Consider the following 25,338-nt stretch of genomic DNA (forward strand, 5'->3'; position numbering starts at 1 on the left):
GTCAGCCGGTGTAGCCGGGGAACAACAGGGACAGTTCACGCGGGTAGGTCGCGATCAGGCGCAGTTCGTCGTCGGTGAGCGGCCTGCCCGTCATCGCGTTGCAGAGCTGCACCACCCGGAACGCCAGGTCCTCCTCGGCCACCTCGACACCGAGCCCCTCGATGACATGCCGGAACCCGGCCTTGCCGCCGTACTCGCCGGTCAGCACGACCCGCCCGTCCCGCGCGTGCCAGTCCGCGGGGAAGGGGCCGAGCGACGCCTCGTCGTAGAGCTCGTAGTTCCCGTGATCCTTGAGCGCGCCGTCCGCGTGGATGCCGCTCTCGTGCGCGAACGCGTTACGCCCCACCCCCACCTGGTTGTACGGCAGCGCCTGCCCGAAGGCGTAGGCCGCCCACAACCCGAACCTCCTGGCCCACGACAGATCGAGTTCGTCGCCGATCTCCGCCTTCTCCAGCCCGAACCCGTGCCGGAACGCCAGGATCGTGGAGAGCAGGTCGGCGTTGCCCGAACGTTCGCCGATGCCGTTCACGCACGTGTTGATCCACGCGTCCTGCCCGGCCTCCAAATCCCCGAGCGCGCCGGAGACGGAGTTGGCCACGGCCATCCCGAGATCGTTGTGGCAGTGGGTCTCGACCGGCATGCCGGTGGCACCGGTCAGGCGGGCGAACCGCTCGCGGATCCGGCCGGGGGTGTCGCCGCCGATCGTGTCGCAGTACCGCACGCGATCGGCCCCGGCCTCCTTCGCCGCCAGCGCGAACTCCAGCAGGAACCCGTCGTCGGTGCGCGAGCCGTCCTCGGCGTTGACCCCGACGGTCTCGGCCCCGGCGCTCTTGGCCACGCGCACCGCCGCCGTCATCTCCCGGATGATCGCCTCCCGGTCGAGGCGCCCCTGGAACTTGTTCTGGATCATGTAGTCCGAGGTGGAGATGGACAGGTTGTAGTGCGTCAGCCCGAGCGGCGCCGCCTTCTCCACGTCCCGCGCGACTCCCCGGCACCAGCCCGACAGCCGCAGCCCCCCGAACGCGCCGGCCCGCGCGAGCGCCACCTGCGCCCGCACATAAGGCACCTCGTGGAACAGAAAGGGGAACCCGATCTCCGACTGCGCCACCCCGAGCTTGCCCAGGTAGAAGTTGACCATGGTCTTGCCGAACTTCGACAGGCCCGTGCGCGCGGTCTGCACGCCGTCCCGGTTGGTGACGTCGAGGAAATGAACCTTTGGCATGTCCTCAACGTTGACACGCGCTCTCAATATGGATCAATATTGATTTTCATCAATATTGAGGGGGGTTCGGCCATGGACTGGATCGACGCCGCCACGGCGGCCGACCGCCTCGGGGTCAAGCCCGCGACCCTCTACGCGTATGTCAGCAGGGGCGTCCTGAAGCGCCGTCATGACGGCAGGCGCAGCATGTTCGACGCCGCCGAGATCGAGCAACTGGCCCGCCGTGGCCGCCCGCGAGGCCAGCCGCCGGAGCTGGTGATCGAGTCCTCCGTCACGGCTTTGGGCCTCGACCGCCCGTACTACCGAGGCCACGACGCCCTGACGCTGGCCCGCACCCACCCCTTCGAATCGGTCGCCGAACTCCTGTGGACCGGCTCCCCGGGCATGTGGCCGGCTGACCCGTCCGCCTCACAGGGCGGTCGGGACACGACGCGCCATGAAGCCGCGGACCCGGGCGGTAGGGGGCTCTCACGACGTGAGGAGGCCGATCGGGACCGCGCCGCGCGAGCGGCGGAGGTTGATCGGGGCGGCGCTTCTCGAGGGGTGGAGCCGGGTGGGTGGGCAGGGGAGGTGGGGGCGTTGCGGGCGGCGGTGGCCGCTCAGCGGGGTCTGCCGGCCGAGCTTCTGCCGCTGGACCGGCTGCAGGTGATCGTCACCGTGCTCGGCGCCTCGGACAGCCTGCGGCACCAGCTCGACCCCGTCTCCGTGGCGGCCACCGGACGCCGCCTCATCTCCGGCCTGGTAGACGCGCTGCCCCTCGTGGGGGCGGAGAGCGCGACGGGGTCGATCGCCGAGCGGTTGTGGCCGCGGCTGACCGGACGCGAACCCACCCCCGCCCTCGTGGACGCTCTGCGCGCCGCCATGGTCCTCCTCGCCGACCACGAACTGGCCGCCTCCACCCTGGCCGCCCGGGTCGCCGCCTCCGCGAAGGCCGACCCGTACGCGGTGGTCCTCACCGGGCTGGGCGTTCTGGGCGGCCCGCTCCACGGCGGCGCCTCCTACGGGGCCGAGCGCATGCTGGCCGAGATCACCGACCCCGGCCTGGCGCCGCGCGTGATCGGCGAGCGGGTACGGCGGGGCGAACGCATCCCCGGCTTCGGCCACAGTGTGTACAAGAACGGCGACGCCAGAGGCGCGGCCCTCCTGGATCTGGTGGAATCGGCCGCCCCCGGCCACGACCGGGTGGCCACGGCCCGAGCCGTCCTGTCCGAGACCCGCCGCCGACGGCTCCCTGAACACAACATCGACATGGCGCTGGCCACGTTGGCGGCGGTGGCGGGCATGGTCTCCGGGGCGGGGGAGGCGGTGTTCGCGATCGCGAGAACGGCGGGCTGGCTGGCCCACGCGATGGAGGAGTACAGCAAGGGCACCCTCCTCCGCCTCCGAGCCTCCTACACCGGCCCACCCCCGATCCACGCCACATGACAACCCCGACCCACTCCACAACCCGACCCACAACGCTCGGGACAACCACGCAAACGCGCCGATCGGGGCCGGTAGCGGAACCTGCCACAACCTCTCGAAACGCGTGCCGATCAGGCGCGGCAGCGACCCGGGGCAACCGATCGAGCCCATGCTGCGAACCCGGGCAACCGCCCCGGTTCACGTGAGGGCTCCGGGTGACCAGACCGGCGCCGATCTGGCTCACGTCACACCAGGTGCCCGGCCGAGGGGGCGTCGTGGCGGCGGGAGTGCTGTCCGACGTGAGAAGCGCCCGACGATCGGCGCCCGCCGACGTCGGTGGGAGGCGTGGGGGCGGCTTGCCGTAACGGATGGGAGAAAGCGCAACCAGAAGCCCTAATATCCCCGGGTGCGGCGGGATGCGGGGCGGATGCGGCGGGCCAGGTCGCGGCCGCGGAAGGCGCGGAGGATCTCCGCGCCCATGATGACACCCGCGCCGATCCCCAGCGCGATCGACAGCGCCTCGATCAGGTGCAGCGTCCCCCGCGACAACTCGCCCAGACTCATCTCCAGCATCCCCTTGTACAGCACCGACCCCGGCAGCAACGGCCCGATCGCCGGGATCACGAACACCATCGACGGCACCTTCACCCGCCGCGCGAACGCCGTCCCCAGCAGCCCGATCACCGCCGCCGCCACCGTCGTGGCCACCACCGCGGGCAGCCCCCGCCATGTCAGGAACACGAACGTCACCCAGATCAGCAACCCGCCCAACGCCCCCTGCACCAGGTACCGCGGCGGCACGAGCAGCGCGACCGCGAACGTCAGGCTCACCCCGAACGCCCCCAGCAACTGCGGCGTGTCCAGCGACAGCGGCGCCGTCGGGACGTTGTCCACGCTGATCGGCACCCCGAGCTGCAACGCGAACGCGAGTATCGAGCTGATGCCCGAGATCACCGCCGCCACGATGAACACGACCTCGGTGAGCCGGGCGGTCGCCGTCACGTACTCGCCGGCGATGCCGTCCTGCACGCACGCCACCAGCGGCCGCCCCGGCAGCAGCGCGATCACCGCGCCGACGACGACCGCCGACGACTGCACCGGCACCTCGCCCCAGATCAGCAGCACCGCGATGAGCGCGCCGAAGCTGGCCGCGACCGCGAGCTGGAAGAACTCCGCCACCCCGCGCCGCCCCAGCCACGCGCCCGCCCGGTCGCCGAGGATCGTGGCCGCGAACGCCGCCGCCGCGACGATCGGCCCGCCGCCGATCAGCACCGCCGCCGACGCCGAGATGAGCGCCAGCGAGCAGACCACCGCCCATTCCGGGTACACCTTGACCCGCCGGGTGATCTCCCGCAGCCGTCCCTCCGTCTCGGCCAGCGACAACCCCTCGGACGTGATCTCGCCGACCAGCACGTGGACGGCGATGAGCCGGTCGTAGTCGGGCTGGCGGCGGCGTACCCTGCGCTCGGCGGTGGCGGCGGCGCGGCCGTCCTCGGGCACGTGCGACAGCGTGATCGCCGACAGGTTGACGTCGGCCTCCACGTTGCGCAGGCCGTAGGACTCCAGGATCCTGCGCATGGCGCCGCCGACGTTCTCGGTCGCCTCGCCGCTGCCGAGCAGCAACTCGCCGACGCGGAGCGCCAGGGCCATGGCCCGATGCCCGTCGGCATCGGAGGCGGTGTACGTCATCGGACTCGGACGCTAGCCGCCCGCCACGCCACCGCCCCGCAGGCACACCGTGGGGCCGCCGGATCTTTATGAGGCGGGCCGCTCCACGTAGGAGGCCAGCGCGCGCACGCGTTCCGCGTGCTGGTCGTGCCCGATGATCACCGGCGGTTCGTTGTACGGCATGGCGTCCGAGGACCGCCGCAGCTTGATGTACTGCCCGCACGCGTCGATCGCATAAGGCTCCATGTCATCCTGCAGCGCGCCGATCACCGTGATCCCGTACGTCTCGCCGATCCGCCGGAACAGCGCCACCGCCTCCCGCCGGTGCTCCTTGCCCAGGTTGCGGCCGAGCTCGTCGAGCACCAGGCACAGGTGCCCGCCCCCGGAGGAGGCGATCGCCGCCGCGCACACCAGCTTGACCGCCTTCTCGTCCATGAGCGCGGTGTTGGCCCGCCGGTTGTACGGCACGAACCCCTGCCCGTCGCCCCGCCGCCACTTCGGCGTGACCCGCCACTGCCAGCGCTGCTCCGGGTCGGCGGGCGGCGGCGGCACCGGGAACTCCAGCGTCGCCCCGTAACCGCCGTACCCGGTGTCGAGCTTGTCGAACTCCTCCGCCACCCGCGTCAGCCGCGCCTTGATCGCCGCCGTCAGCGCCGCCCGGTGCACGGCCGTCGACTGCGCCGCCTCCTCCGCGCCCTTGTCGGCCGCGGCCAGGTCACGCTGCCGGGAGTCGACCTGCGCCTCGATCTGGCGGCGCTGGTGCTTCTCGTACTCCTCCTGCCCACGCAGGTAGGAGGCCAGCGCGCCGCAGACCGCAGCGAACGTCGCCTGCTCGCGCGCCGTGCTGCCCGCCCGTTCGGCCAGCAGGAAGGCCAGCTCCTCCGGGACCTCGGCGTCCTCCTCCGGGAACGTGTCCCGCTGCGCCTGGTCGACGTGGCGCTCGGCCATCCGCCACCACTCGTCGGCGCCGCGCGGGCGCTCCTCCTCCGGCAGCGCCTCGATCCACTCGCGCGCGCCGTCGGCGGTGCCGCCCCAGTCGGCGGCCAGCGCGTCGAGCTTCAGGGCCTCGCGGTCGGCGGCCACCCGCCGGTCCTGCTCGTTCGCCTGGCCGCGCTCGCCCTCGTGCCGCTGCCTGCGCCCCTCCATCCGCTCGATCTCCATGTCGCGGGTACGCGCGCGGAAGTCGAGCGATCCGGCCAGCCGCTCGGTCTCGGCCACCTTCGGGGTGACCTCCTCGACCGCCGCCGTGAGCTCGGCCAGCTTGGCGCGCCGTTCGGCCAGCCGCGCCTCGATCTCGGCCAGCCGCACCGCCGCCTTGGCGCCTTCCAGCCGCCGCTGCGCCTGCGCCACCGCACCCTCGGCATCGTGTACGGCCTGCGTCGCCGACTCCTGCGTGTCCTTGGCCCGGTTGAGCCGGTGCTCGGCGGCCTTGATCCGCGCCTCCCGCCCGGTGGCGACCCCGTCGAACGCGCCGACCACGCTCACCCCGGCCGAGGAGACCAGCACCGACCCCGGCAGCTCGGCCAGCGCGGCCGCCGCGGCCCCCAGCCGGTCGGCGTCCACGATCACCGCGTGCTCGTTCGGCCACCCGCGCAACCCGGCCAGGACCAGCCCCTCCACCTCCGGGCCGTGGGCGTGGTCGCGCGCCTGTTCGGCGACGTCGAGGGCGTCGAGCAGGCCGGTGGCGTCGAGACCGGCGGCCGACAGGGCGTTGAGCTGGGCCGCCGCCGGGCCGCCTTCGGCGTCGTCCAGCGCCGCCTGGGCGGAGGCCACCTCGCGGTCGGCGACGCCCAGGCCCTTCAGCGCCTCGTTCAGCCGCAGCCTGGCCTCGCCCACCTCCCGCTCGGCGGCCGGGACGTCCCGGCCGTCGGCGAAGCGCCGCGTCTCCTCCAGCGCCGGGATCCGGCCGCGCAGCTCGTCGGCGGAGTTGGCGGCCACCGCCCGGTCGGCGTCGAGCTTGGCCGCCCTGGCCTGCAGCGCGGCCAGCTCCTTCCGCGCCTCGCCCACCTTCCTGTCGAGCGTGTCGTCCTTGAGCGTGGCGATCTCCGCCTTGACCATGGCGATCGCCCCTGCGGCCTTCTCGGCCGCCTCCTGGTGGCGGGCCGACTCCGCCGCCAGCAGTTCGTCCTTGGCCGCGGCGTCGGCCAGCTTTCTGGCCTGGCGGCCCCGCCAGCAGCGCAGCGCCTCGGCCAGCCGTACGCGGGCCTGGTCCCTGCGGTCGAACGTGGTCAGCAACGCCTTCGACTCGGCCTCGAACTCGGCCAGCCGTTCGCCCGCCTGGGCCGCGCGCACCCGCTTGGCGTGCTCGTCGCGACGGGCCTCGCGCTCCTGCTCCAGCTCAGTGTCCAGGCCGGTGAGGGCGGCGATCGCCTCGAAGACGCGCTCCGGGGAGATCTCGTTGAGCGGCTGCGACAGCAGGTTCGTGGCCACCTTGCTCCGCACCGACGTCGACAGGAACGACACGCAGCGCACCCGGTCGCCGTAAAGGACCTTGGTGAGGTCGCGGGCCACCACGTCGCGGCGTCCGGCCGACTTCGGCAGCGCGTTCCACATGTCGTCGGCCCTGGCCACCCGCTCCGCCTCGGACGCCGCCGCGGCCAGGTGCACCCCCTCCCGCCAGCGGACCTCCAGGTGCGGGGCCTCCTGGTTGACCCGCAGCCACACGGTCACCGCGCCCCCGGTCGGCACCTGGAACAGCTCCCCGGTCTCCATCTCCGCCGAGATCAGCTCGCCGGACCCGCCCTCGTCGTCGGCGGCAGGCGTGCCGGAGTCGAGCGCGGCGAGATCGGCGTCGGCGCCGGGCGGTCCGAAGACGCCCACGATGTAGCCGTGGTCGGCGCTGGCCCACTGCTTGCCGCCGGCCCCGCTGGCCAGCTCGGCGTTGAACAACAGCTCCGACACCGCCTTCGCCCCCGAGGCGAACCGCCACTGCTCGTCCCCGAGCAACGCCGTGATCGAGGCGATGAACGATGACTTGCCCGCCCCGTTGGAGTCCTTCGGCCCGGCCCCCGCCACCACGATCAGCGTCCCCGGCACGGTCGGCACGGGGTGCGTCGAAAGCCGGGAGATGTTGACCGCCTGCACGGCGATCAGGACCCGGTCCCCGACGACGTTCTCCACCTGCGACACCCTCAACCCCCGAGATTCATCCAACGACCAGCCCAACCCAACCCACCCACACCCCAACCCCCAGCCACGCCCGCGTGGCGATGCCCGTCCGCGAGGCGATGCCCGCCCAGGCGGCGGCACGCGTCCGCGTGGCGATGCCCGTTCGTGTGGTAGCGCCCACTTGTGTGGCGATGTCCGGTCGCTGTCACGATGCGGACCTTCTCGCGCGTACGGCTCCCGCCAGCGGCGTGTGCGGCCCGGCAGCCAGGATCAGCTCCTCCTGCAGCCGCCGCCTGGCCGCAGGGGTGAGCCGGTGGAACTGGGGTCCGGGCACGTACCCGCCCGCCTCCTCACCGGCCTTCACCTGCCCCAGCAGCCCGGCGTGCCGCAGCGCGCGCAGCGCCGACTCCAGCTCGCCGATCGGCAGCTGGGTGTGGCGGCGCAGCTCGTCCACCGGCGTCGGGAACGGCGACAGCCACGTGTCCTCGGGCAGCGCCCCCTCCGCGCGCGGGATCGCCACCGAGTGCACCAGCACCAGCGTCAGCACCGCCCGCTCACTCTCGCCCAGCCCGCCCTCCGCCCGCGCCGCCTCGGCCGCCGTCGCGTCGTCGTAGCCGGAGGTCCAGCGCTCGTGCTGCTGGATGAGGGTACGGCCGCGCCGTCCCAGCATCTCGCCCAGCGTGTGCCGCATGGCGGGGTCGCGCAACGCGGCGAACCTGGCCTCCTGGACAGGCTCCGCCGCATGCTCCAGCACCATGTAGGCGCCGACCAGCTCGGCCCGGCGCCGCTCGTCATAACTGGACAGCAGGTCGTCGAACCCGGCCTCCCCGCCCTCGACCAGCCCGCCAGGCTCGGCGGTTGTTCCGGCCACGAGGTCCTCGTCGGCGACCACGGTCAGTTCGTCGCGCTCCGGCTCGGGCAGCCTGCGGACGAGCTCCTTGAGCTGGGCGAACGACTCGACCGGCCAGAGGGCGCAGCGGGGTCCCAGACGTACCACGCCGTCGGAAAGAACGATCCAGGAGGAGTCGTGCAGGCGGCGCAGCGCGCCGACGGCCCAGTTGCGCATCAGGTCGTCGGAGCGTCCGATCAGCGCCCGGTAGGTGTCGAGCACCTGCTCGGCCGGGGCCGCGACGCCCGGCCACGGGTCGGCGGCCAGGTCGGTCCAGCAGCACTTCAGGCAGGCCGCCAGCACGCGGCGCGCCTCACCGGCCCGCTCGACCGGCATCGGCGCCACCTGCTGCTCCTCCAGCAGGGACGGCGTCGCCCCGTCCGGCCAGACGGGCACCGCCAGCCCGGTGCTGTCGTGGTGCGTCAGCCGCATCATGCCCACCGGCGCCGGAGCCCCGGCCCCGAGCCGCAACGGCCCACCGGAGCGCGCCCGCACATGCGCCACCGCCACAGACCCGCCGCCCGCCCGCCCCGCCACCGCCTGCCGTGCGCCACTCGCGCGCCCAGCCTCCACCCGTGGCGCGGCGTTCACGCGCACTGCCCTGGCCTGCGGCGTGGTGCTCGCGGGCCCCGCCTCGGTCGGCGGCGCCTCGCCGGCCGGCCCCGCGGTGGTCTGCGGCGTGGTGCTCGTGGGGGCTGGTTCGGCCGGGGGTGTGGTGCCGGGGGTGGGGTCTGTTGTCATGGGGTGCGCTCCAGGAAGCCGTGCGAGAGCCAGGCGGGTTCGCGAGCCGGGTCGACCGAGAGCTCGTCGGACCAGGTCAGGCGGTACGGGAGCTCGGGGCGCAGGTCGATGCTGGTGAGGTCGGCCAGCAGGCGGCGTACCGAGGACCAGTCGGCGCCGACCGCGTCGGCCAGGCGCACGCGGGCGGCACCGGCCAGGAGGGACTCGGCGACCTCCGTCAGCCGCTGGACGACGGCGTCGGCCGGGCCGTCGAGGGAGTCGGCGGGGCCGGGGTCGGGCAGGTCGGAGCGCGGGGGAGTGGGCTGGGCGGGCACCGGGCGCGGTGCCTCGTCGACGGCGCGGGCGATCGCGGCCGGATCGTGCCACGGCGCGGGCGCGTCGAAGACGAACCCGTCCAGGACGGCGGCCAGGCGCTCGCGGGAGGCGGTCTGGGAGAAGGTACGCCACGTCTCGGTGGGCAGCAGCGTCAGGTTGCGGGTGGTGCCGGCGGAGTCGGCCAGGCGCCCGGCGGCGCGGCGGCTGGCGTCGCTGTAGGAGTAGATGGCGGCGCGCAGGTCGGTGCAGGTGCGGTCGAGGTCGGGCCAGCGGGTGAGGATGGTGCCGTGCAGGCTCTGCGCGCGCCGGGCGATCTCCTCGGTGCCCCAGAGCTTGGGCGCCTGCTCGCGCAGTTCCTCGATGGTGCCGGTGGTGAGGGTGATCAGCTCCAGGGCCCACAGGCGGAAGGCGCGCGCGAGGTTGGCGGCGCTCTGCCTGGCCTCCTCCATGGTGGTGCGCGGGTCGGCGACGTTGAGGTCTTCGAGTGCCAGCAGGCGGTGCATCTCGGACTGGCCGCCGTCGTCCATCATGCGGCGGATGAACATCAGCCCGACCACGCTGGTGAACGAGGCCCGGTAGCGCAGCTGGTTGGGTTTGGGGAAGACCTCGCGCACGGCGCCCAGCCCCTTGAGCACCCGCAGCCGGTTGTCGAACTGGTCGGCCGGGTAGGCGCGGCACACATGGCGCATCTGCTCGTGCGTCAGCCACTCCTCGCCCGCCTCGGCGAACGCGCCGAACAGCGTCTCGGCGATGTCGACCAGGGCCGAGTCGTCGACCACGGCCCCGCTGTCGCGGGCCAGCGCGGCGAACATCCGGCGGTAGGTCGACAGCACCGCCTCCTCGGAGAGCGCGGCGTCGAGGGTCAGGGGCTGATCAGGCACGCGAACTAAGGTACGGCTTCGCACCGACACTCTGGCACCGGACGCGGCACGCCGTACCGAAGACACCAGGGCCACCACCCGCGACACACCCAAGCCGAAGCCCGCGACACACCAGAGCCGAAGCCCATCCGAGGCCCGAAGGGGCCGCGCGTCAGATGCCGAACGAGCCCTTCGCGGCGCGCGCCCGCAGGACCAGGTCGATGGCGAAGCGCCGGTCCGGCTCGGTCAGGGCGTCGCCGAGGGCGCTCTCGAGCTGCCGCATCCGGTAGCGGACGGTCTGCGGGTGTACCTTGAGCTGCTCGCCGATGTCGGCCGCTGTGCCGCGGGTGGCCAGCCACACCCCGAGCGTCTCCAGCAGTCGTTCGCGCCGCCCGGTCGTGAACGAGCCGAGCGCCGTGAACTCGCGGCGCGCGATCTGCTCGGTGAGTTCGTGGTCGGCCAGCAGCCACAGCGTGACCAGGTGGTCCTCGCAGCGCAGCAGCGGCGCGCCCGCGATGATCCCCTCGTCGGCCAGGGCGAAGACGCGCCGCGCCCACCTCATGGCCGAGGGCGCGCCGGCCAGCGGCACGGTGACGGAGATGACGGCGGACATGCCGCTCAGCAGGGATTCCAGGCGCCGCAGCCGCTCGCCGGCGATCTCGCCCGGATACAGCAGGCAGGGCTCGGCGCTGGCCCAGTCGGCCAGGACGCCGGGTTCGAGCGGGCGGCCCGGGTCGGCGGCGCCGGCGCGCAGCTCGACCAGCGTGATCTGCTCGGCGGGTGTCCAGGCGGCGCGGGCGGCACGCTCGGGTACGGCCCCGCCCCCGTCGAGTATGTGGCGCAGCAGCCTGGCCCGGCGCTCACGCAGGTCCTTGCTGGCTCTGGTCAGCTCCTCCTGATGACCGCGTACGGACTGCTCGGCGAGGTCGCCGATGAAGGCGATGATCGAGTCGCCCATCGTGGCCACGAGTGAGGGGTCGATGCCGTGCCGGTTGCCGACCTCGACGCTGCGCCGCCAGACCAGGCGCAGGCCGAGCCGGTAGGCGGCCTGGAGGCTGTCGAGGCTGCGGCCCTCGCGGGCTTCGAAGCGGCCGAGCTGGCGGCAGACGGCGTCGCGGGCCTCGAAGGAGGCGCTGGGGTCGGCGACCCGCTGGATGAACGAGGTCAGGATGCAGTCGACGCCGCGTCTCAGCAGCTGGCCGTGCTTGCCGGTGGTGCGGTGGGCGAACTCGGGTATCGACTCGCCGATCGCCAGGAGGACCTCGTCCACGATGCTGGGCACCTCTGGCCACATGATCTCGGCGAAGTGCGGCGGGATGGGGCCGGGTAAGTCACCCTGTTCAACGGTTTGCGTCAACAGTCACACCTCCCTCGCACGCCTTGTGACATGTGACACAACGAACATAGGGAAGAGCCCGGCCTCCGACAAGAGACCAGGCACTTCCTTGATCATCGAACCTTTCAGGGCACGATGTCGGTGTACTTCTTGAAGGATCCGTACTGCTGGAAGATCGCGGTGTTGCGACCGGCGGCGGCAGGGGTCCCCGCCTGGGAGTTCACGACCGCGTTCAGCAGGCCCAGGCCGAGCCCGCAGCTCTCCGCGCCCGGCACCGCGAAGGCGTTGTCCACGATCGTGGCCTTCTGGATCGGCGGGTTCGTGGACACCAGGACGGGCTTCACGCCGGAGATGGGCGTGTTGGGCGGTGGCGGGTTGGTCGTGCCGAGGATGAGGTTCAGCCGGAGGGGGTTCCGGTCGGAGCCGAGCCGGCAGTTGTGGCCGAGGACCGGGTTGATGATGCGGACCTTCAACGCCATCTTCCATATCGGGCCGGGCACGACGTCGAACGAGCCCGCGTACTGGGGTTCGGCGTAGACGGCGGTCAGGATGGGGTCCCCGAAGATGCCCTTCCTGACCGTCATGCGCTCGGCGCGCAGCCGGCCGAAGACGGTGACCTGCTTGCGGGTGTCGGGGTCGAGGCCCGTGGCATAGGTGATCTTCATCGTCTTGTTGATGACCTGGTCGAACTTGCCGAGCACGAACTTCCCACCGTTGACGATGATCACGTTGCACGTCCAGAACCGCGGATCGGCGCGGTCGGGCAGGTCGGGGCAGTCGGCGAAGTCGAACGCGGGGATGTCCTCCGCCTGGGCGGGGGTGGCCATCGCGGCGGGTGTCCCCATCATGAGCAGTGCGGCCAGGGCGGCTTTGGCTCGCTTCACTGGATTCCTCACGGGGCCTTGGTCGCGTAAAGCTTCTGGTCGTAGGTGCCGGAGTTGGGCACGGACTCGCCCTTGACCACCACGTTGGCGAAGGCCGCCGCGGCCTCGGGGCAGTACACGTCGTTGGTCTCGGTCGGCATCAGGTAGAACTGCTGCCCCTGCGCGCTGCCCTGGGCCTGGGCCAGTGCCGGGTCGGGGCGGTTGGGGTTGTCCGGGTTGTAGAGGTCGATCTCCAGGGTGGGCGTGTCGGCGGTGAGGCCGTAGTAGCAGGTCTGCGGCTCGGTGGTGACGGCCGGCATCTCGATCACGGCCTTGATCTTCACGCCGGGCTGGTTGCCGGGCAGCTTGAGGAAGGTGTCGCGGCTGTTGAGGTGGTCGTCGTCGTAGTAGATGGTGCCGCTGCCGTTGGTGTTCACGGTGGTGATGGTGGTGGTGCCGCCCTGGTTGTTCGGGCAGGCGCCGCCGGAGCCGTTGTTGTCGATCTGGACGTAGTTGACGTAGCCGCCGGTGCCGTTGGAGTTGACGCCGCCGCGCAGCTGGGCGTACTGGCACGTGGTGTCCACGAGGCCGATGAAGGGGGCGTTGCCGGAGAAGTACACCTCGCCGAAGCTCAGGGCCTGGATCTTCCCCGAGTACGCGGCCGCGGTGGCCGTGCCGGCGCGGATGACGGGGGTGGACTCGGCCGCGACCGCCGTGCCGGGCAGCAGAATCAGCGCGACGGCCGCGGCGGCTAACGGCGCTGACACCCGTGCGATGGATTTCATCGTGTGCCTCCATGAAAGGTGAGTGGTGACGAACGTCACAGAAACAGAAGAGAGTTCTGGCGTCAACAATTCGAATCCCTGAAATATGTATTGCTCAGCCAGTGACAAACAATGCGCGGTGAATTAGTCACCGGCTGCCAAGCGGAGCGTGCTCATCCGTTGACAAAGCCGCGCGGCGCGTTTATCAGCCGATGACAAAGGCTTGAAAAGCGAATGCGTTGTGCTCTACCGTGCCGCGGAAACCGCTGAAGGGACTGCCATGCGCTCAGCCGCGCCGTGGATCGCCGCAGGAATCCTCGCGACCATGTTCGGGTCCGGGGGAAGCGCCGCCACCGGGGCGCAGGGCCCCGTGTCGGACACCGTGTACGGGTGCAAGGTCGGCGCCTCGGCCACGAACCACCGCATCAGGATCCGCCTGACGGTCACGATGAAGAGCCCCGAGGCCGTGGGGGTGGACGTGCGCCCCGGACGCCTCAGCATGAAGATCGTCATGCCCCGCTCGATCCTCGCCGACCTCTCCGACCAGCCGGTGGACTCGCTGAGCGCCACCATCACCCCCAAGGTGGGCGCCGCCTTCAAGGCCGACGAGGGCGAGAGCCCGGAGCCCCGCGTGCTCGCCTGGCGGCAGGTGCGCAGCCCGGCCAAGAGCCCGGTCGCGGCCTCCGGCGAGGTACGGCTGACCGCCGCCACCTGGACCGCCGGCCAGCGCGGCGACGCGTTCAAGGCGGCCGTCCCGGGCGTCGCGACGTTCACCGCCTCGGCGTTGACCATGGTGCTGACCCCGCCCGCCGGCGGCGCCAAGACCGCGACCTGCGTGCCGGAGGCCGAGACCGTGCAGGCCAAGGTGGTCTTCCGCGGCCCGAAGACCGGCGAGGACTGCCCGCCGAACCCGGCCGCCACCGTGCTGAACCCCGACTTCGAGGTCCCGGAGGTGCCGCCGACCGCGGTGCCGGGACCCATCCCGCCCGCCATGGGCTGCGCCAAGCTCAAGGGCTTCTCCAACATCAAGAAGCTCGACGCCGGCGTCTCGGTCGAGTCGCTGTCGGCGGTGAAGAGCCTCAGCGGCTTCCGCTGGGTCGTGCCGAGGGACCCGCCGCCGGGCACGGTGCCGTGGCAGCGTCAGGACTACGTCGGCGAGAACCAGCCGGTCCGCGCCACGGGCACGTTCCTGACCTTCGGCTTCGTGCCGACCACCACGACGGTCGAGCTCACCCAGGTGGGCGCGGCCAACGTGCACCTCATCGACTCCTCCACCTCCGACGGCTCCGACGACCTGGCGGTGGCGGTCAACGCGCGCGTCACCATGCGCGTGCTCAAGGCCAGCGTGAACGGCCGGCCCATCGACGTCGGCCCGAAGTGCCGGACGGCCAGGCCGATCGATCTCAAACTCCGGGGCGGCGAGATGTACGACCCGCCCTACCAGGACAATCTCCTGGTCGGAGGCGTGCTGCGCGGGCTGGTGGAGATCCCGCCGTTCGCCGGCTGCGGCGTCGGCGAGGACATCAGCCGCCTGCTGACCGCCTCGGTCTCCGGCAAGGCCAACGAGATCCAGGTCAACCAGGGCGCCCTGTGCGGAACGGCCGGCGCCCCTTCCGCCCAATGCCCGCCCGAGGTAACCATCAACGGTAAGAAGGCGGGCTCGCGGAAGGGCTGAACCCATGCACCTTCATCGCCACTGGGTCGAGATCGAACGGATCGGCCTGGTGGTGACGCAGGCGTGCGCGCGGTGCGGCAAAACGCGGGTCAGGCTCGCCAGGAAAACCCGCACCCGATGACAAAAGGCGAATCCAAAACAATCAGGCGTTGACAGACGGCCTGACCGATGCGGAATCGTGTCTTTAGTCACTTGCCTCCCGATCGTCGCGATGAGTAACTTGCCCGCACGCAATGCCGCGACCGGTCAGGCGAGGTAATGGGAATCGAAGTGGTGGTCCAGGGACTGTCGAAGTCCTTCGGCGCGCAGACGATTTGGGAAGACGTCTCGCTGATTCTCCCCGCCGGGGAAATCAGCGTGATGCTCGGCCCTTCTGGCACCGGCAAAACGGTGTTTCTCAAATCCCTGATCGGCCTGATCAAGCCGGAAAGGGGGAAGGTCGTGGTCAACGGCGTCGACATGATCAACTCCCCGGACCGCCAGGTCTACGAGGCCCGCAAGCTCTTCGGCCTGATGTTCCAGGACGGCGCCCTGTTCGGCTCCATGAACCTCTACGACAACATCGCCTTCCCGCTGCGCGAGCACACCAGGAAGAGCGAGGCGCAGATCCGCGGGATCGTCCTGGACAGCATGGAGATGGTGGGCCTGGCGGGCGACGGGAAGAAGCTGCCCGGCGAGATCTCCGGCGGCATGCGCAAGCGCGCGGGCCTGGCCAGGGCGCTGGTGCTGGAGCCCGAGATCATCCTGTGCGACGAGCCCGACTCCGGCCTCGACCCGGTTCGCACCGCGTTCCTGTCGCAGGTGCTCATCGACCTCAACGCCCAGTTCGACACCACGATGCTGATCGTCACCCACAACATCGACATCGCCTCGACCGTCCCGGACAACCTGGGCATGCTCTACCGCCGCGAGCTGGTCACCTTCGGCCCCCGCGAGGTCCTGCTGACCAGCGACGACGAGGTCGTCCGGCAGTTTCTCAAGGGGGACGTCCGCGGGCCCATCGGCATGTCGGAGGAGAAGGACGCCGCCCTGCGGGCCATGGAGAGCGCCGTGCCGTACGGCGGCAGGAAGACGATCCCCGAGCAGCTCGCCCCCACGCCGGGGCTGCCCCCGCGCCAGGCCGTGTGGCGGCGCATGGACCGGGTCATGCGCATGCTGCCCGAACTCGCCCCGGCCGCCAGGGACGCGATCGTCTCCCGGCACCTGCCCGGCGTGAAGGAGTAGACGATGGCCTCGATCACCGGCGGCTTACGCCAGACGGGCAGGATGTTCGCCCTGGGCGGGTCCGTGCTCGGGCTGATGTTCCGGCGGCCGTTCCAGTTCGCGGAGTTCATCCAGCAGTTCTGGTTCATCACCAGCGTCACCATCCTGCCCGCCGCGCTGGTGTCGATCCCGATCGGCGCGGTCATCTCCCTGCAGGTCGGCTCGCTGGCCCAGCAGATCGGCGCCCAGTCGTTCACCGGCGCGGCCAGCGTGCTCGGCATGCTCCAGCAGATCAGCCCCATGATCGTGGCGCTGCTGGTGTCCGGGGCGGCCGGCTCGGCCATCTGCGCCGACCTCGGCGCCCGCACGATCCGCGACGAGATGGCCGCCATGGAGGTCATGAGCGTCAACCCCATCCAGCGGCTGGTGGTCCCCAGGGTGCTGGCCGCCATGGGCGTCGCGGTGCTGCTCAACGGCCTCGTCTCCGTCGTCGGCGTCGCGGGCGGCTACTACTTCAACGTCGTCATGCAGGGCGGCACGCCCGGCGCCTACCTGGCCAGCTTCTCCGCCCTGGCCCAGCTGCCCGACCTGTACATCAGCGAGTTCAAGGCGCTGCTCTTCGGCTTCATCGCCGGCGTCGTGGCCGCCTACCGGGGGCTCAACCCGGCCGGCGGGCCCAAAGGCGTCGGCGACGCGGTCAACCAGTCCGTCGTCATCACCTTCCTGCTGCTGTTCTTCGTGAACGTCGTGCTCACGGCGATCTACCTGCAGGTCGTCCCCTCGAAGGTCGGCTGATGCACACGAGAGTCCTCACCTGGCTGGACGAGCTCGGCGACCAGCTCGGCGTCTACATCCGGGCGCTGCTCTGGATCCCGGCCGCGCTCGCCCGCTACTTCAGGGAGATCCTGCGCCTGCTGGCCGAGGTCGCCTTCGGCAGCGGCGGCCTGGCCGTCATCGGCGGCACCATCGGCGTGATGGTCGCCATGACCCTGTTCACCGGCGTCGTCGTCGGACTGCAGGGGTACGCCGCCCTCGACCAGATCGGCACCGCCTCCTTCACCGGCTTCGTCTCCGCCTACTTCAACACCCGCGAGATCGCGCCCATCGTCTCCGGCCTGGCCCTGTCGGCCACGATCGGCGCCGGCTTCACCGCGCAACTCGGCGCCATGCGCATCAACGAGGAGGTCGACGCCCTGGAGGGCATGGGCATCCCGAGCCTGCCGTACCTGGTCTCCACCAGGATCGTGGCCGGGACCGTCGCGATCATCCCCCTGTACGGCATCGGCCTGATCAGCTCCTACCTGTCCTCCCGCATGGTCACCATCTGGGTCAACCAGCAGTCGGAAGGCACCTACGACCACTACTTCGGCGTCTTCCTGTCGCCCACGGACGTCCTGCTCTCCTTCCTCAAGGTGCTGATCTTCAGCGTCATGGTGATCCTGGCCCACTGCTACTACGGCTACCGCGCCGCCGGCGGGCCCGCCGGGGTGGGCGTGGCGGTCGGCCGGGCCGTACGGGCCTCGATCGTGCTGATCAGCGTCACCGACTTCTTCCTCAGCCTGGCCATCTGGGGCGCCACCACGACCGTGAAGATCACCGGATGAGGAGCGCGGGATGAGACGACGGCTGGCAGGGGTGGCGTTCCTCATGGTCCCCGTGCTGCTGGTGTGGTTGTCGGTGGCCGTCTACACCAAGCAGTTCGCCGAGGTCGCCCTCGTCACGCTGCGCACCGGCACGGTCGGCCACCAGATGCACCCGCTGGCCGACGTCAAGGTGCGCGGGGTCGTGGTCGGCGAGGTCAGGACCATCGCCGCCGACGGCGACGGCGCCCGGCTGACCCTGGCCATCGAACCGGGGCAGCTGCGGCTCATCCCCGCCGACGTGCGCGCCCAGATGCTGCCCACGACCGTCTTCGGCGCCCGGTACGTCGCGCTGATCCCGCCCGCGAGGCCGTCGGCACGCCGCCTCGCCGACGGCGCGGTGATCGCCGAGGACCGCACCGCCAACGCCATCGAGCTGCAGGTGGTGCTGAACAACCTGCTGCGGCTGCTGACCGCGGTCAAGCCGGCCAAGCTGTCGGCGACGCTCAACGCGATGGCCCAGGCCCTGGAGGGCAAGGGCGAGCAGCTCGGCCGGACGCTGGTCCAGCTCGACCGCTATCTCACCAGGCTCAACCCCCACCTGCCCGAGCTGAACGCCAACGTCCGCGAGCTGATCGAGTTCAGCCACCTCTACAGCGAGGCGGCGCCCGACATCCTGCGGGCGCTGGCCGACTTCACCACCACCAGCAAGACCATCGCCGACCAGCGCGAGAACCTCGGCGAGCTGTATGCCGGCGTGACCGCCGCCTCCCAGGACCTCACCACGTTCCTGCGGGCGAACTCGGCCAACCTCATCCGGCTGGCCGCCCACAGCCGCCCGACACTGGAACTGCTGGCGCGCTACTCGCCGGAGTTCCCGTGCACGCTGGAGATGCTCGCCGACTTCGTCCCGCTCATGGACAAGGTGCTCGGCAAAGGCACCAAGGAACCCGGCCTGCACGTGAAGGTGATCGCGGTACAGAGCAAGGGCCGCTACCTGCCGGGCAAGGACCGCCCGGTCTACAGCGCGACCGGCGGCCCGCGCTGCTACACCATCCCCTACACGGGCGACGGCGCCCGCCCCACGGGCGCGCCCTCACCGACCGCGACGACCTCGCCGTCACCCACCGGCACCGCCTCACCCACCGCCACCGCCTCACCCACCGCCACCGCGACACCCACAGGCACGACCTCGCCCTCCGGTACGGCCACGCCCACCAGCCCCGCCGAAGCCTTCGGCGGCTCCTACGGCCCGCCCAACTCCGGCGCCGAGAGCCGCCTTGTCAACGAACTGCTCGCCCTGGAGTACGGCGACGACCCGAGCACCCTGCCCGACTGGAGCAGCGTGCTGGCCGGACCGCTCTACCGGGGCGTCGAGGTGAGGATCCGATGAGGGAAGTCACCGCGCCGCTGATCAAGTCGATCGCCTTCGTGCTCGTCACGGTCCTGGCCACGCTCGCCCTGGCCATCAGCGTGGCCAACAGCGATCTGGGCGAGCGGACCACGTACCGGGCGCGCTTCACCGACGTGGCCGGGCTCAACACCGGCGACAGCATCCGCATCGCGGGCGTACGCGTCGGCCAGGTGGAGTCGATCGCCATCGTGGACCGGCGGGTGGCCGAGGTCGAGTTCTCCGTCGAACGCGACCGCCGCCTGCCCGCCTCCGCCACCGCGACGATCAAGTACCTCAACCTCGTCGGCCAGCGCTACATCGACATGGCCCAGGGCGAGGGTACGGCGGGCGGCGCCCTGGCCGCCGGCGCCACGATCCCGCTGGATCGCACCACCCCGGCCATCAACCTGACCGAGCTGTTCCGCGGCTTCCAGCCGCTCATGCGGGCACTGTCGCCCGACGACGTCAACAAGCTCGCCGGCGAGCTCATCCAGGTGCTCCAGGGTGAGGGCGCCACGGTCGAGGGCCTGTTGCGCACGATCGGCGAGCTGACCAACTCCCTGGCAGCCAAGGACGACCTCATCGGCGAGGTGATCAAGAACCTTGACACCGTCGTGGCCACCGTCAACGCCCGCGACAAAGAGCTGACCACGCTCGTGGTCACCCTGCGCAGGCTCATGAGCGGCCTGGCCGCCGACCGCAAGCCCATCGGGCAGGCGATCGGCGCGCTCGGCGAGCTGACCACGAGCACCGCGGGCCTGCTGGCCGAGAGCCGTGAGCCGCTGCGCCGCGACATCGACCAGCTCGGCAGGCTCTCGGGCAACCTGAACGCCGACGCTCCGCTCGTGGAGCGGTTTCTCCAGCGGCTGCCGGACAAGGCCGAGGTCATCACCCGCGCCGCCTCCTACGGCTCCTGGTTCAACCTCTACCTGTGCGAGGCCCTGATCAGCGGGGTCACCTACACCGACGGCCGGCCGGCGCCCACGGGCATCCCGAACACCCAAGGCAGGTGCAAGCAGTGAAGCGGCTGCGCGAGCGCAACCCCATCCTGGTCGGCCTGGCCGGTCTGCTGCTCATCGGCGGCATCGGCACCGCCGCCTACCGGGCCGACGCCCTGCCGGTCATCGGCGGCGGCACCGACTACACCGCCTACTTCACCGAGGCCGCCGGCCTAACCCGGGGTGACGAGGTACGCGTGGTCGGGGTCAAGGTCGGCAAGGTCAACGACGTCGCCCTCGACCGGGGCAAGGTGAGGGTGGAGTTCCGGGTCAAGGACGCCTGGGTCGGCAACCGCACCACCGCCGCCATCATGATCAGGACGTTGCTGGGCGCCAAGTACCTCGCCCTCGACCCGCTCGGCCCCGAGGCGCAGAACCCCGCGCAGGCCATCCCGGTCACGCGCACGCTGGCCCCCTACGACGTGACCGCCGCCTTCGACGACCTCGGCCGCACCGTCGCCCGGCTGGACACCGACCGGATCGCCGAGAGCCTGGACACGATCTCGGCCACGTTCTCCAGGACGCCGCCGCACGTCAAACAGGCCGTCACCGGCCTTTCCGCACTGTCGAAGACGATCTCCTCCAGGGACGCGGAGCTCGCCCGGCTGCTGGCCGGGACCAAGAAGCTCAGCGGCACGCTGGCCGCCCAGAACGACAACTTCGCCGAGCTCCTCAGAAGCGGCAACCTGCTGCTGGACGAGCTGCGCAAGCGCAGGGCCGCCATCCACGCGCTGCTCACCGGCACCAGGGAGCTGTCGGCCCAGCTCGTCGGGCTGGTCAGGGACAACAGGAAACAGCTCGCGCCCACTCTGAGGGCGCTGGAGCGGGTGAGCGACGTGCTGCTGCGCAACCAGCGCGATCTGGACCGGGCGCTGGCGCTGGCGGGGCCGTACACGCGACTGGTCGGCAACACGATCGGCAACGGGCGATGGCTGGACGGCTATCTGTGCGGGGTCGTCCCGAAGCACTACCTGCCGGACGGCGTGCCCGACAAGGGCTGCCTTCCCCCCCAACCAGGAGGACCCCAAAAGCCCACGCCGACCCCGACCGGTAGCCCCACCACTCCTGGAGACGACCGATGACCGCGCACCGGAGGCGCTCTCTCGCCCTGGCCGCGGCGCTGGTCGTCGCGCTCACCGGCGCCGCCGCGCCGCCGCGGGCCCCCGACGACCAGATCACCGCCTACTTCCACTCCGCCGTCGCCGTGTATCCCGGCTCCGACGTGCGGGTGCTCGGCGTCAAGGTCGGCGAGATCGCGTCGGTGACGCCCGAGGGCACGCAGGTCAGGGCCGTGCTGACGCTGGACGACGGCGTCGACGTGCCCGCCGCCGCCACGGCCGTCGTGGTCGCCCCCGCCCTGGTGGCCGAGCGCTACATCCAGCTCAGCCCCGCGTACACGAGCGGGCCGAAGCTCGAGCCGGGCGCCGTCCTGCCCGCCGACCGCACGGCGGTGCCGATGGAGCTGGACAAGCTGTACGAAACGCTCAGCGACTTCTCCCGGGCACTCGGCCCGGCCGGCGCCAACAAGGAGGGCGCGCTCTCCCGCGTGCTCGACGTCGGCGCCGCCAACCTCAAGGGCAACGGCCGTGACATCAACACCATGGTCGCCGAGTTCGGCAAGGCCTCCAAGACGCTCGCCGACTCCAGCGGCGACCTGTTCGCCACCGTGCGGCACCTCGCCGACTTCTCCCGCATGCTGCGCGACAACGACGACCAGGTACGGCTCGCCGAACAACAGCTGGCCGACGTGACCGGATTCCTGGCCGCGGACCGCGACGAGATCGGCGGCGCCCTGCACGAGCTGGCCGGGGCGCTGGGCGAGGTGAAGACGTTCGTCGCCGAGAACCGCACCCTCCTGGCCACGAACGTGGACAAGCTCGCAGACCTCACCCAGACCCTCGTGAACCAGCGGCGCTCGCTGGCCGAGGCCCTGGACAACCTGCCGCTGGCGGCCACGAACGTGGTCAACGCCTACGACCCGGAGACCCGGACCGTCATGGGGCGGGGGGACCTGCTGGAGCTGATGTTCGGACCGGCGGCCAGGGCGCTCGACCCCGAGCAGATCGTGGACGACCCGGCTCCCACGCCGTCGGCCGGCGCCACACCGGAGGCCTCGAAGTCGCCGAGCCCGACGCCGTCGCCGTCGAAGTCGCCCAGCCCGACGGCGCCCGCCCCGACGGCGAGCCCGAGCGGCACCGCCAAGACGAAGGACCCGACGCCGGCGCCCGGCGACGAGCTACCTGGTGAGGAGGAGCGCTGATGGCCATCCACCGGGAAACCGGGTCACGCGCGCCGGGCCGTACCGGAAAGGGGCGGGTGGTCGCGGTCGTGGTCGTGGCCGGGACGCTGGCCGGGTGCGGGATCGGCGGGATCAGGGACGTGCCGCTGCCCGGCGGCGCCGAGCTGGGCGAGCGGCCCTACACGGTGACGGCGGAGTTCGAGACCGTGCTGGACCTGGTGCCGCAGGCGGCGGTGCGGGTCAACGACGTGGCGGTCGGCCGGGTCACCGAGATCAGCCTGCCGAAGGACAGCTGGACGGCCCGCGTCACCATGCTGGTCAACGGCGCGGTGAAGCTGCCCGCCGACGCCGAGGCGAGGCTGGAGCAGACCAGCCTGCTCGGTGAGAAGTACGTGCAGCTGGCCGCGCCCGCCCGGGGCGGCACGGGCGGGACGCTGGCGGCGGGCGCGCACATCCCGCTCACGCGCACCGTCAGGAACGCCGAGGTCGAGGAGGTGTTCGGGGCGCTGTCGCTGCTGCTCAACGGCGGCGGCCTGGCCCAGATCAGGACCATCTCCCGTGAGCTGAACAAGGCGCTCGGCGGCAACGAGGCCGAGATCCGCGACCTGCTCAAGAAGCTCTCCACGCTGACCGGCAACCTCAACCGCCACAAACAGGAGATCATCGACGCCCTCGACGGCCTCAACCGGCTCGCCAAGACGCTCGACTCGCGCAAGAAGGACGTCAACACCGTCCTGGACGACCTGAGCCCCGGCCTGAAGGTCCTGGAGGAGCAGCGGGGCGCGCTGGTCACCATGCTGGCGCAGCTGGAGAAGCTCTCCGACGTGGCCGTGGACGTCGTGGACCGCAGCAAGGACGACGTCGTCGCCGACCTGCGCGCGCTGGAACCGATCCTGCGCAACCTGACCGCCGCCGGACGCGACCTGCCGAAGGCGCTGGAAGTGGCGCTCACCTACCCGTTCACCGACGAGATCACGAACGCGGTCAAGGGCGACTACCTCAACGCCTACCTGTCGATGGCCGCGGGCCCCGACGTCGAGCCGATCGTCCCGACCATCTCGATCAACGCCGACCCGAAGGACGACTGGCCGGAACTGCCGTTCGACATGGTCAAGCAGAAGGCGGGCAGGCAGCCCACGGCCACGCCGTCCCCGGCGAAGTCCAAGACCCCTTCGCCCACGCCCTCGCCGACGAAGCCGAAGACGCCCACCCCCACGCCCGAACCCGAGCCCGAACCCACCCCGACGCCGACCCCCGAGCCGACGCCGACCCTCACCCCCGGACAGGAGGAGTAGATGCTGACCCGCGCCACCCGCATCCGGGTCGCGATCTTCCTGGCCATCGCGATCGTCGTGATCGGCTTCATCGGCATCGAGTACGCCAAGCTCGGTAGGCTGTTCGGCCGCCCCGGCCACTACGTGGTCAAGCTGGAGCTGGCCGAGACCGGCGGCCTGTTCCCCGACGCCAACGTCACCTACCGCGGCGTCACCGTCGGCCGCGTCGGCGAGATGACGCTCACCGAGCGCGGCCTGATCGCCGACCTGCGCATCGACGACGCCGCCCCGCCCATCCCGGCCCGCCTGCAGGCCGTCGTCGCCAACCTGTCGGCGGTCGGCGAGCAGTACGTCGACCTGCGCCCCTCCACCGCCGACGGCCCGTTCCTGCGGGCGGGCTCGGTCATCGCGCAGGGCGCCACCCCCGCGCCGGTCACCGAGATCCTCGGCAACGTCAACGCGCTCGCCGCCTCGGTGCCGCTGGACTCGCTGCGCACCTTCGTCGACGAGATGGGCAAGGCGTTCCAGGGCCAGGGCCCCAACCTGCGCGCCCTGCTCGACTACCAGAGCAGCTTCGTCTCCGCCGCCGACGAGAACCTCGTCCCCACCACGCGCCTGCTCACCGACGGCACCTTCGTCCTGCGCACCCAGAACGAGGAGGGCCAGGCCCTGCGCGACTTCGGCCGCAACGCCCGCCTGCTCGCCAAGCAGCTCAAGGACTCCGACGCCGACCTGCGCACGCTCATCACCGAAGCACCCGGCGCCACCCGCGAGGTGGCCGAACTCGTGCGCGAGCTCGACCCCGGCTTCAGCGTCCTGGTCGCCAACCTCCTGACGACGTCCGACCTCACGCTCACGCGCCGGCGCGGCATGGAGGAGCTTCTGGTACGGCTCCCGCAACTCGTCGCCGCCGGAACCACCGCCGCCAGGTCGGGAACGTTCACCTTCGGCCTGACCAACACCTTCTTCAACCCGCTGCCCTGCGTGAGCGGCTATGGCAAGACGCCCTACCGCAACGGCCTCGACACCAGCCCAGGAACGTCCCTGAACACCGGTGCCCGCTGCCTGTCGCCACCCTCCACCGGGGTCGGCGTGCGCGGCTCGGCCAACGCGCCCAAGGGTGGGGTGCCCGAGGCGGCCAAGCCCGGCTCGTTCAGCCTCGACGAACTGCCCGGCCACCACGACACCCTGCCCGACCCGCCCGCCGACGGGCCCGAGAACAACATGGAGGAGCTCCTGTGGCCCGACCCCGACCGCTGACCCCGCCCGCGTCCGACCGCGACCCGCCGCCGGTGAGGCGGTGGGCGGGGCCGGTCGCCGTCGTGCCGGTGATCCTGGCCGCGGCGTTCTGCGGATGGTCCGGGTGGGCGTCCTGGCAGGCTGCCGGCGACCCGGGCACGGCCTTCGCCGCCGAGCGGGACCGGGCGCTGGAGGCCGGACGACGGCAGCTCGCCGTGCTCAACACCATGGACGCGGCCGCCGTGGACGCTGGTCTCGCCCGCTGGCAGGAGGCCACCACCGGGGCGCTGCGCGACGAACTGGCCGCGGGGCGGGCGAGCACCCGCCAGGCCGTCGAACGTTCCGGCGCCACCTCCCGCGCCACCGTGATCGAGGCCGCCGTCACCGCCCTCGACCCCGAAGCCGGTGACGCGCAGATCATCGCCGCCGTCGAGATCGAGCTCACCGGGCGGGGCGGGCGGGCGTCGGTGGAGCGCAAACGGTTCCAGGCCGGGCTGGCCAGGACGGACGGCGGCTGGAAGCTCAAGTCGTTCACCGCGATTCCCGCCGTGGGCGGGTGACGAGGAG

At 71.6% G+C, this 25,338-nt stretch carries 20 protein-coding genes; 12 read left to right on the forward strand and 8 right to left on the reverse strand.

Annotated features, from left to right (window positions below; all coding sequences use genetic code 11):
- Position 1: 1 nt before the first annotated feature.
- The gene (locus ACIBI5_RS04185) at positions 2–1,222 is read right to left on the reverse strand and encodes a LeuA family protein (protein ID WP_397242976.1); all 1,221 of its coding nucleotides are present in this window, start codon (positions 1,220–1,222) and stop codon (positions 2–4) included.
- A 72-nt stretch (positions 1,223–1,294) separates the two neighbouring features.
- On the opposite strand from ACIBI5_RS04185, the gene ACIBI5_RS04190 reads away from it, so the two are divergent.
- The gene (locus ACIBI5_RS04190; protein ID WP_397242978.1) at positions 1,295–2,647 is read left to right on the forward strand and encodes a citrate synthase; all 1,353 of its coding nucleotides are present in this window, start codon (positions 1,295–1,297) and stop codon (positions 2,645–2,647) included.
- A gap of 372 nt (positions 2,648–3,019) precedes the next feature.
- On the opposite strand, the gene ACIBI5_RS04195 is transcribed toward ACIBI5_RS04190, so the two are convergent.
- The 7 genes from ACIBI5_RS04195 to ACIBI5_RS04225 form a co-directional block, all read right to left on the reverse strand.
- On the reverse strand, positions 3,020–4,315 hold the full coding sequence (locus ACIBI5_RS04195; RefSeq protein ID WP_397242980.1) for a threonine/serine exporter ThrE family protein: 1,296 nt from the start codon (positions 4,313–4,315) through the stop codon (positions 3,020–3,022).
- Between the two features lie 66 nt (positions 4,316–4,381).
- Positions 4,382–7,414, reverse strand: coding sequence for a chromosome partitioning protein ParA (locus ACIBI5_RS04200; RefSeq protein ID WP_397242982.1), 3,033 nt, complete (start codon positions 7,412–7,414; stop codon positions 4,382–4,384).
- 193 nt (positions 7,415–7,607) lie between these two features.
- A complete protein-coding gene (locus ACIBI5_RS04205) occupies positions 7,608–9,032 on the reverse strand; it encodes a hypothetical protein (protein ID WP_397242984.1) in 1,425 nt (474 codons plus the stop codon).
- The gene (locus tag ACIBI5_RS04210; RefSeq protein WP_397242986.1) at positions 9,029–10,228 is read right to left on the reverse strand and encodes a hypothetical protein; all 1,200 of its coding nucleotides are present in this window, start codon (positions 10,226–10,228) and stop codon (positions 9,029–9,031) included. Before ACIBI5_RS04210 ends, ACIBI5_RS04205 begins: the two co-directional genes overlap by 4 nt.
- Before the next feature lie 151 nt (positions 10,229–10,379).
- Positions 10,380–11,564 (reverse strand): helix-turn-helix domain-containing protein, encoded by a 1,185-nt coding sequence (locus tag ACIBI5_RS04215; protein ID WP_397242988.1) that lies wholly within the window; start codon positions 11,562–11,564, stop codon positions 10,380–10,382.
- Positions 11,565–11,668: 104 nt separating this feature from the next.
- Positions 11,669–12,427: a hypothetical protein gene (locus ACIBI5_RS04220; RefSeq protein ID WP_397242990.1), complete on the reverse strand. Its 759-nt coding sequence runs from the start codon at positions 12,425–12,427 to the stop codon at positions 11,669–11,671.
- Positions 12,428–12,435: 8 nt separating this feature from the next.
- Positions 12,436–13,191 (reverse strand): hypothetical protein, encoded by a 756-nt coding sequence (locus ACIBI5_RS04225; RefSeq protein ID WP_397242992.1) that lies wholly within the window; start codon positions 13,189–13,191, stop codon positions 12,436–12,438.
- Between the two features lie 259 nt (positions 13,192–13,450).
- Between ACIBI5_RS04225 and ACIBI5_RS04230 the strand changes: the two genes are divergently transcribed.
- The 11 genes from ACIBI5_RS04230 (at position 13,451) to ACIBI5_RS04280 (ending at position 25,331) form a co-directional block, all read left to right on the forward strand.
- Positions 13,451–14,845 (forward strand): hypothetical protein, encoded by a 1,395-nt coding sequence (locus ACIBI5_RS04230; RefSeq protein WP_397242994.1) that lies wholly within the window; start codon positions 13,451–13,453, stop codon positions 14,843–14,845.
- Positions 14,846–15,103: 258 nt separating this feature from the next.
- Entirely contained in the window at positions 15,104–16,069 is a 966-nt protein-coding gene (locus ACIBI5_RS04235; protein ID WP_397242996.1) for an ABC transporter ATP-binding protein, read from the forward strand.
- 3 nt (positions 16,070–16,072) lie between these two features.
- Positions 16,073–16,843 carry an MlaE family ABC transporter permease gene (locus ACIBI5_RS04240; protein WP_397242998.1) on the forward strand — a complete coding sequence of 257 codons (771 nt, stop codon included), beginning with the start codon at positions 16,073–16,075 and terminating at the stop codon, positions 16,841–16,843.
- On the forward strand, positions 16,843–17,652 hold the full coding sequence (locus ACIBI5_RS04245) for an MlaE family ABC transporter permease (RefSeq protein ID WP_397243000.1): 810 nt from the start codon (positions 16,843–16,845) through the stop codon (positions 17,650–17,652). Before ACIBI5_RS04240 ends, ACIBI5_RS04245 begins: the two co-directional genes overlap by 1 nt.
- Before the next feature lie 10 nt (positions 17,653–17,662).
- Positions 17,663–19,021, forward strand: coding sequence for an MCE family protein (locus tag ACIBI5_RS04250; RefSeq protein WP_397243002.1), 1,359 nt, complete (start codon positions 17,663–17,665; stop codon positions 19,019–19,021).
- Positions 19,018–20,043: an MCE family protein gene (locus tag ACIBI5_RS04255; protein ID WP_397243004.1), complete on the forward strand. Its 1,026-nt coding sequence runs from the start codon at positions 19,018–19,020 to the stop codon at positions 20,041–20,043. The genes ACIBI5_RS04250 and ACIBI5_RS04255 overlap by 4 nt, the downstream gene beginning before the upstream one ends.
- Complete coding sequence (locus ACIBI5_RS04260; protein ID WP_397243006.1) at positions 20,040–21,101, forward strand: MCE family protein; 1,062 nt, start codon at positions 20,040–20,042, stop codon at positions 21,099–21,101. The genes ACIBI5_RS04255 and ACIBI5_RS04260 overlap by 4 nt, the downstream gene beginning before the upstream one ends.
- The gene (locus ACIBI5_RS04265) at positions 21,098–22,279 is read left to right on the forward strand and encodes an MCE family protein (protein WP_397243008.1); all 1,182 of its coding nucleotides are present in this window, start codon (positions 21,098–21,100) and stop codon (positions 22,277–22,279) included. Before ACIBI5_RS04260 ends, ACIBI5_RS04265 begins: the two co-directional genes overlap by 4 nt.
- Positions 22,279–23,553: an MCE family protein gene (locus ACIBI5_RS04270; RefSeq protein ID WP_397243010.1), complete on the forward strand. Its 1,275-nt coding sequence runs from the start codon at positions 22,279–22,281 to the stop codon at positions 23,551–23,553. Before ACIBI5_RS04265 ends, ACIBI5_RS04270 begins: the two co-directional genes overlap by 1 nt.
- Positions 23,554–24,792, forward strand: a complete 1,239-nt coding sequence (locus ACIBI5_RS04275) for an MlaD family protein (protein ID WP_397243012.1) — start codon at positions 23,554–23,556, stop codon at positions 24,790–24,792.
- A complete protein-coding gene (locus ACIBI5_RS04280; protein WP_397243014.1) occupies positions 24,771–25,331 on the forward strand; it encodes a hypothetical protein in 561 nt (186 codons plus the stop codon). Before ACIBI5_RS04275 ends, ACIBI5_RS04280 begins: the two co-directional genes overlap by 22 nt.
- Positions 25,332–25,338 lie beyond the last annotated feature (7 nt).

It is taken from the genome of Nonomuraea sp. NPDC050540 (genome assembly GCF_044457485.1).
Classification (GTDB): Bacteria; Actinomycetota; Actinomycetes; order Streptosporangiales; family Streptosporangiaceae; genus Nonomuraea.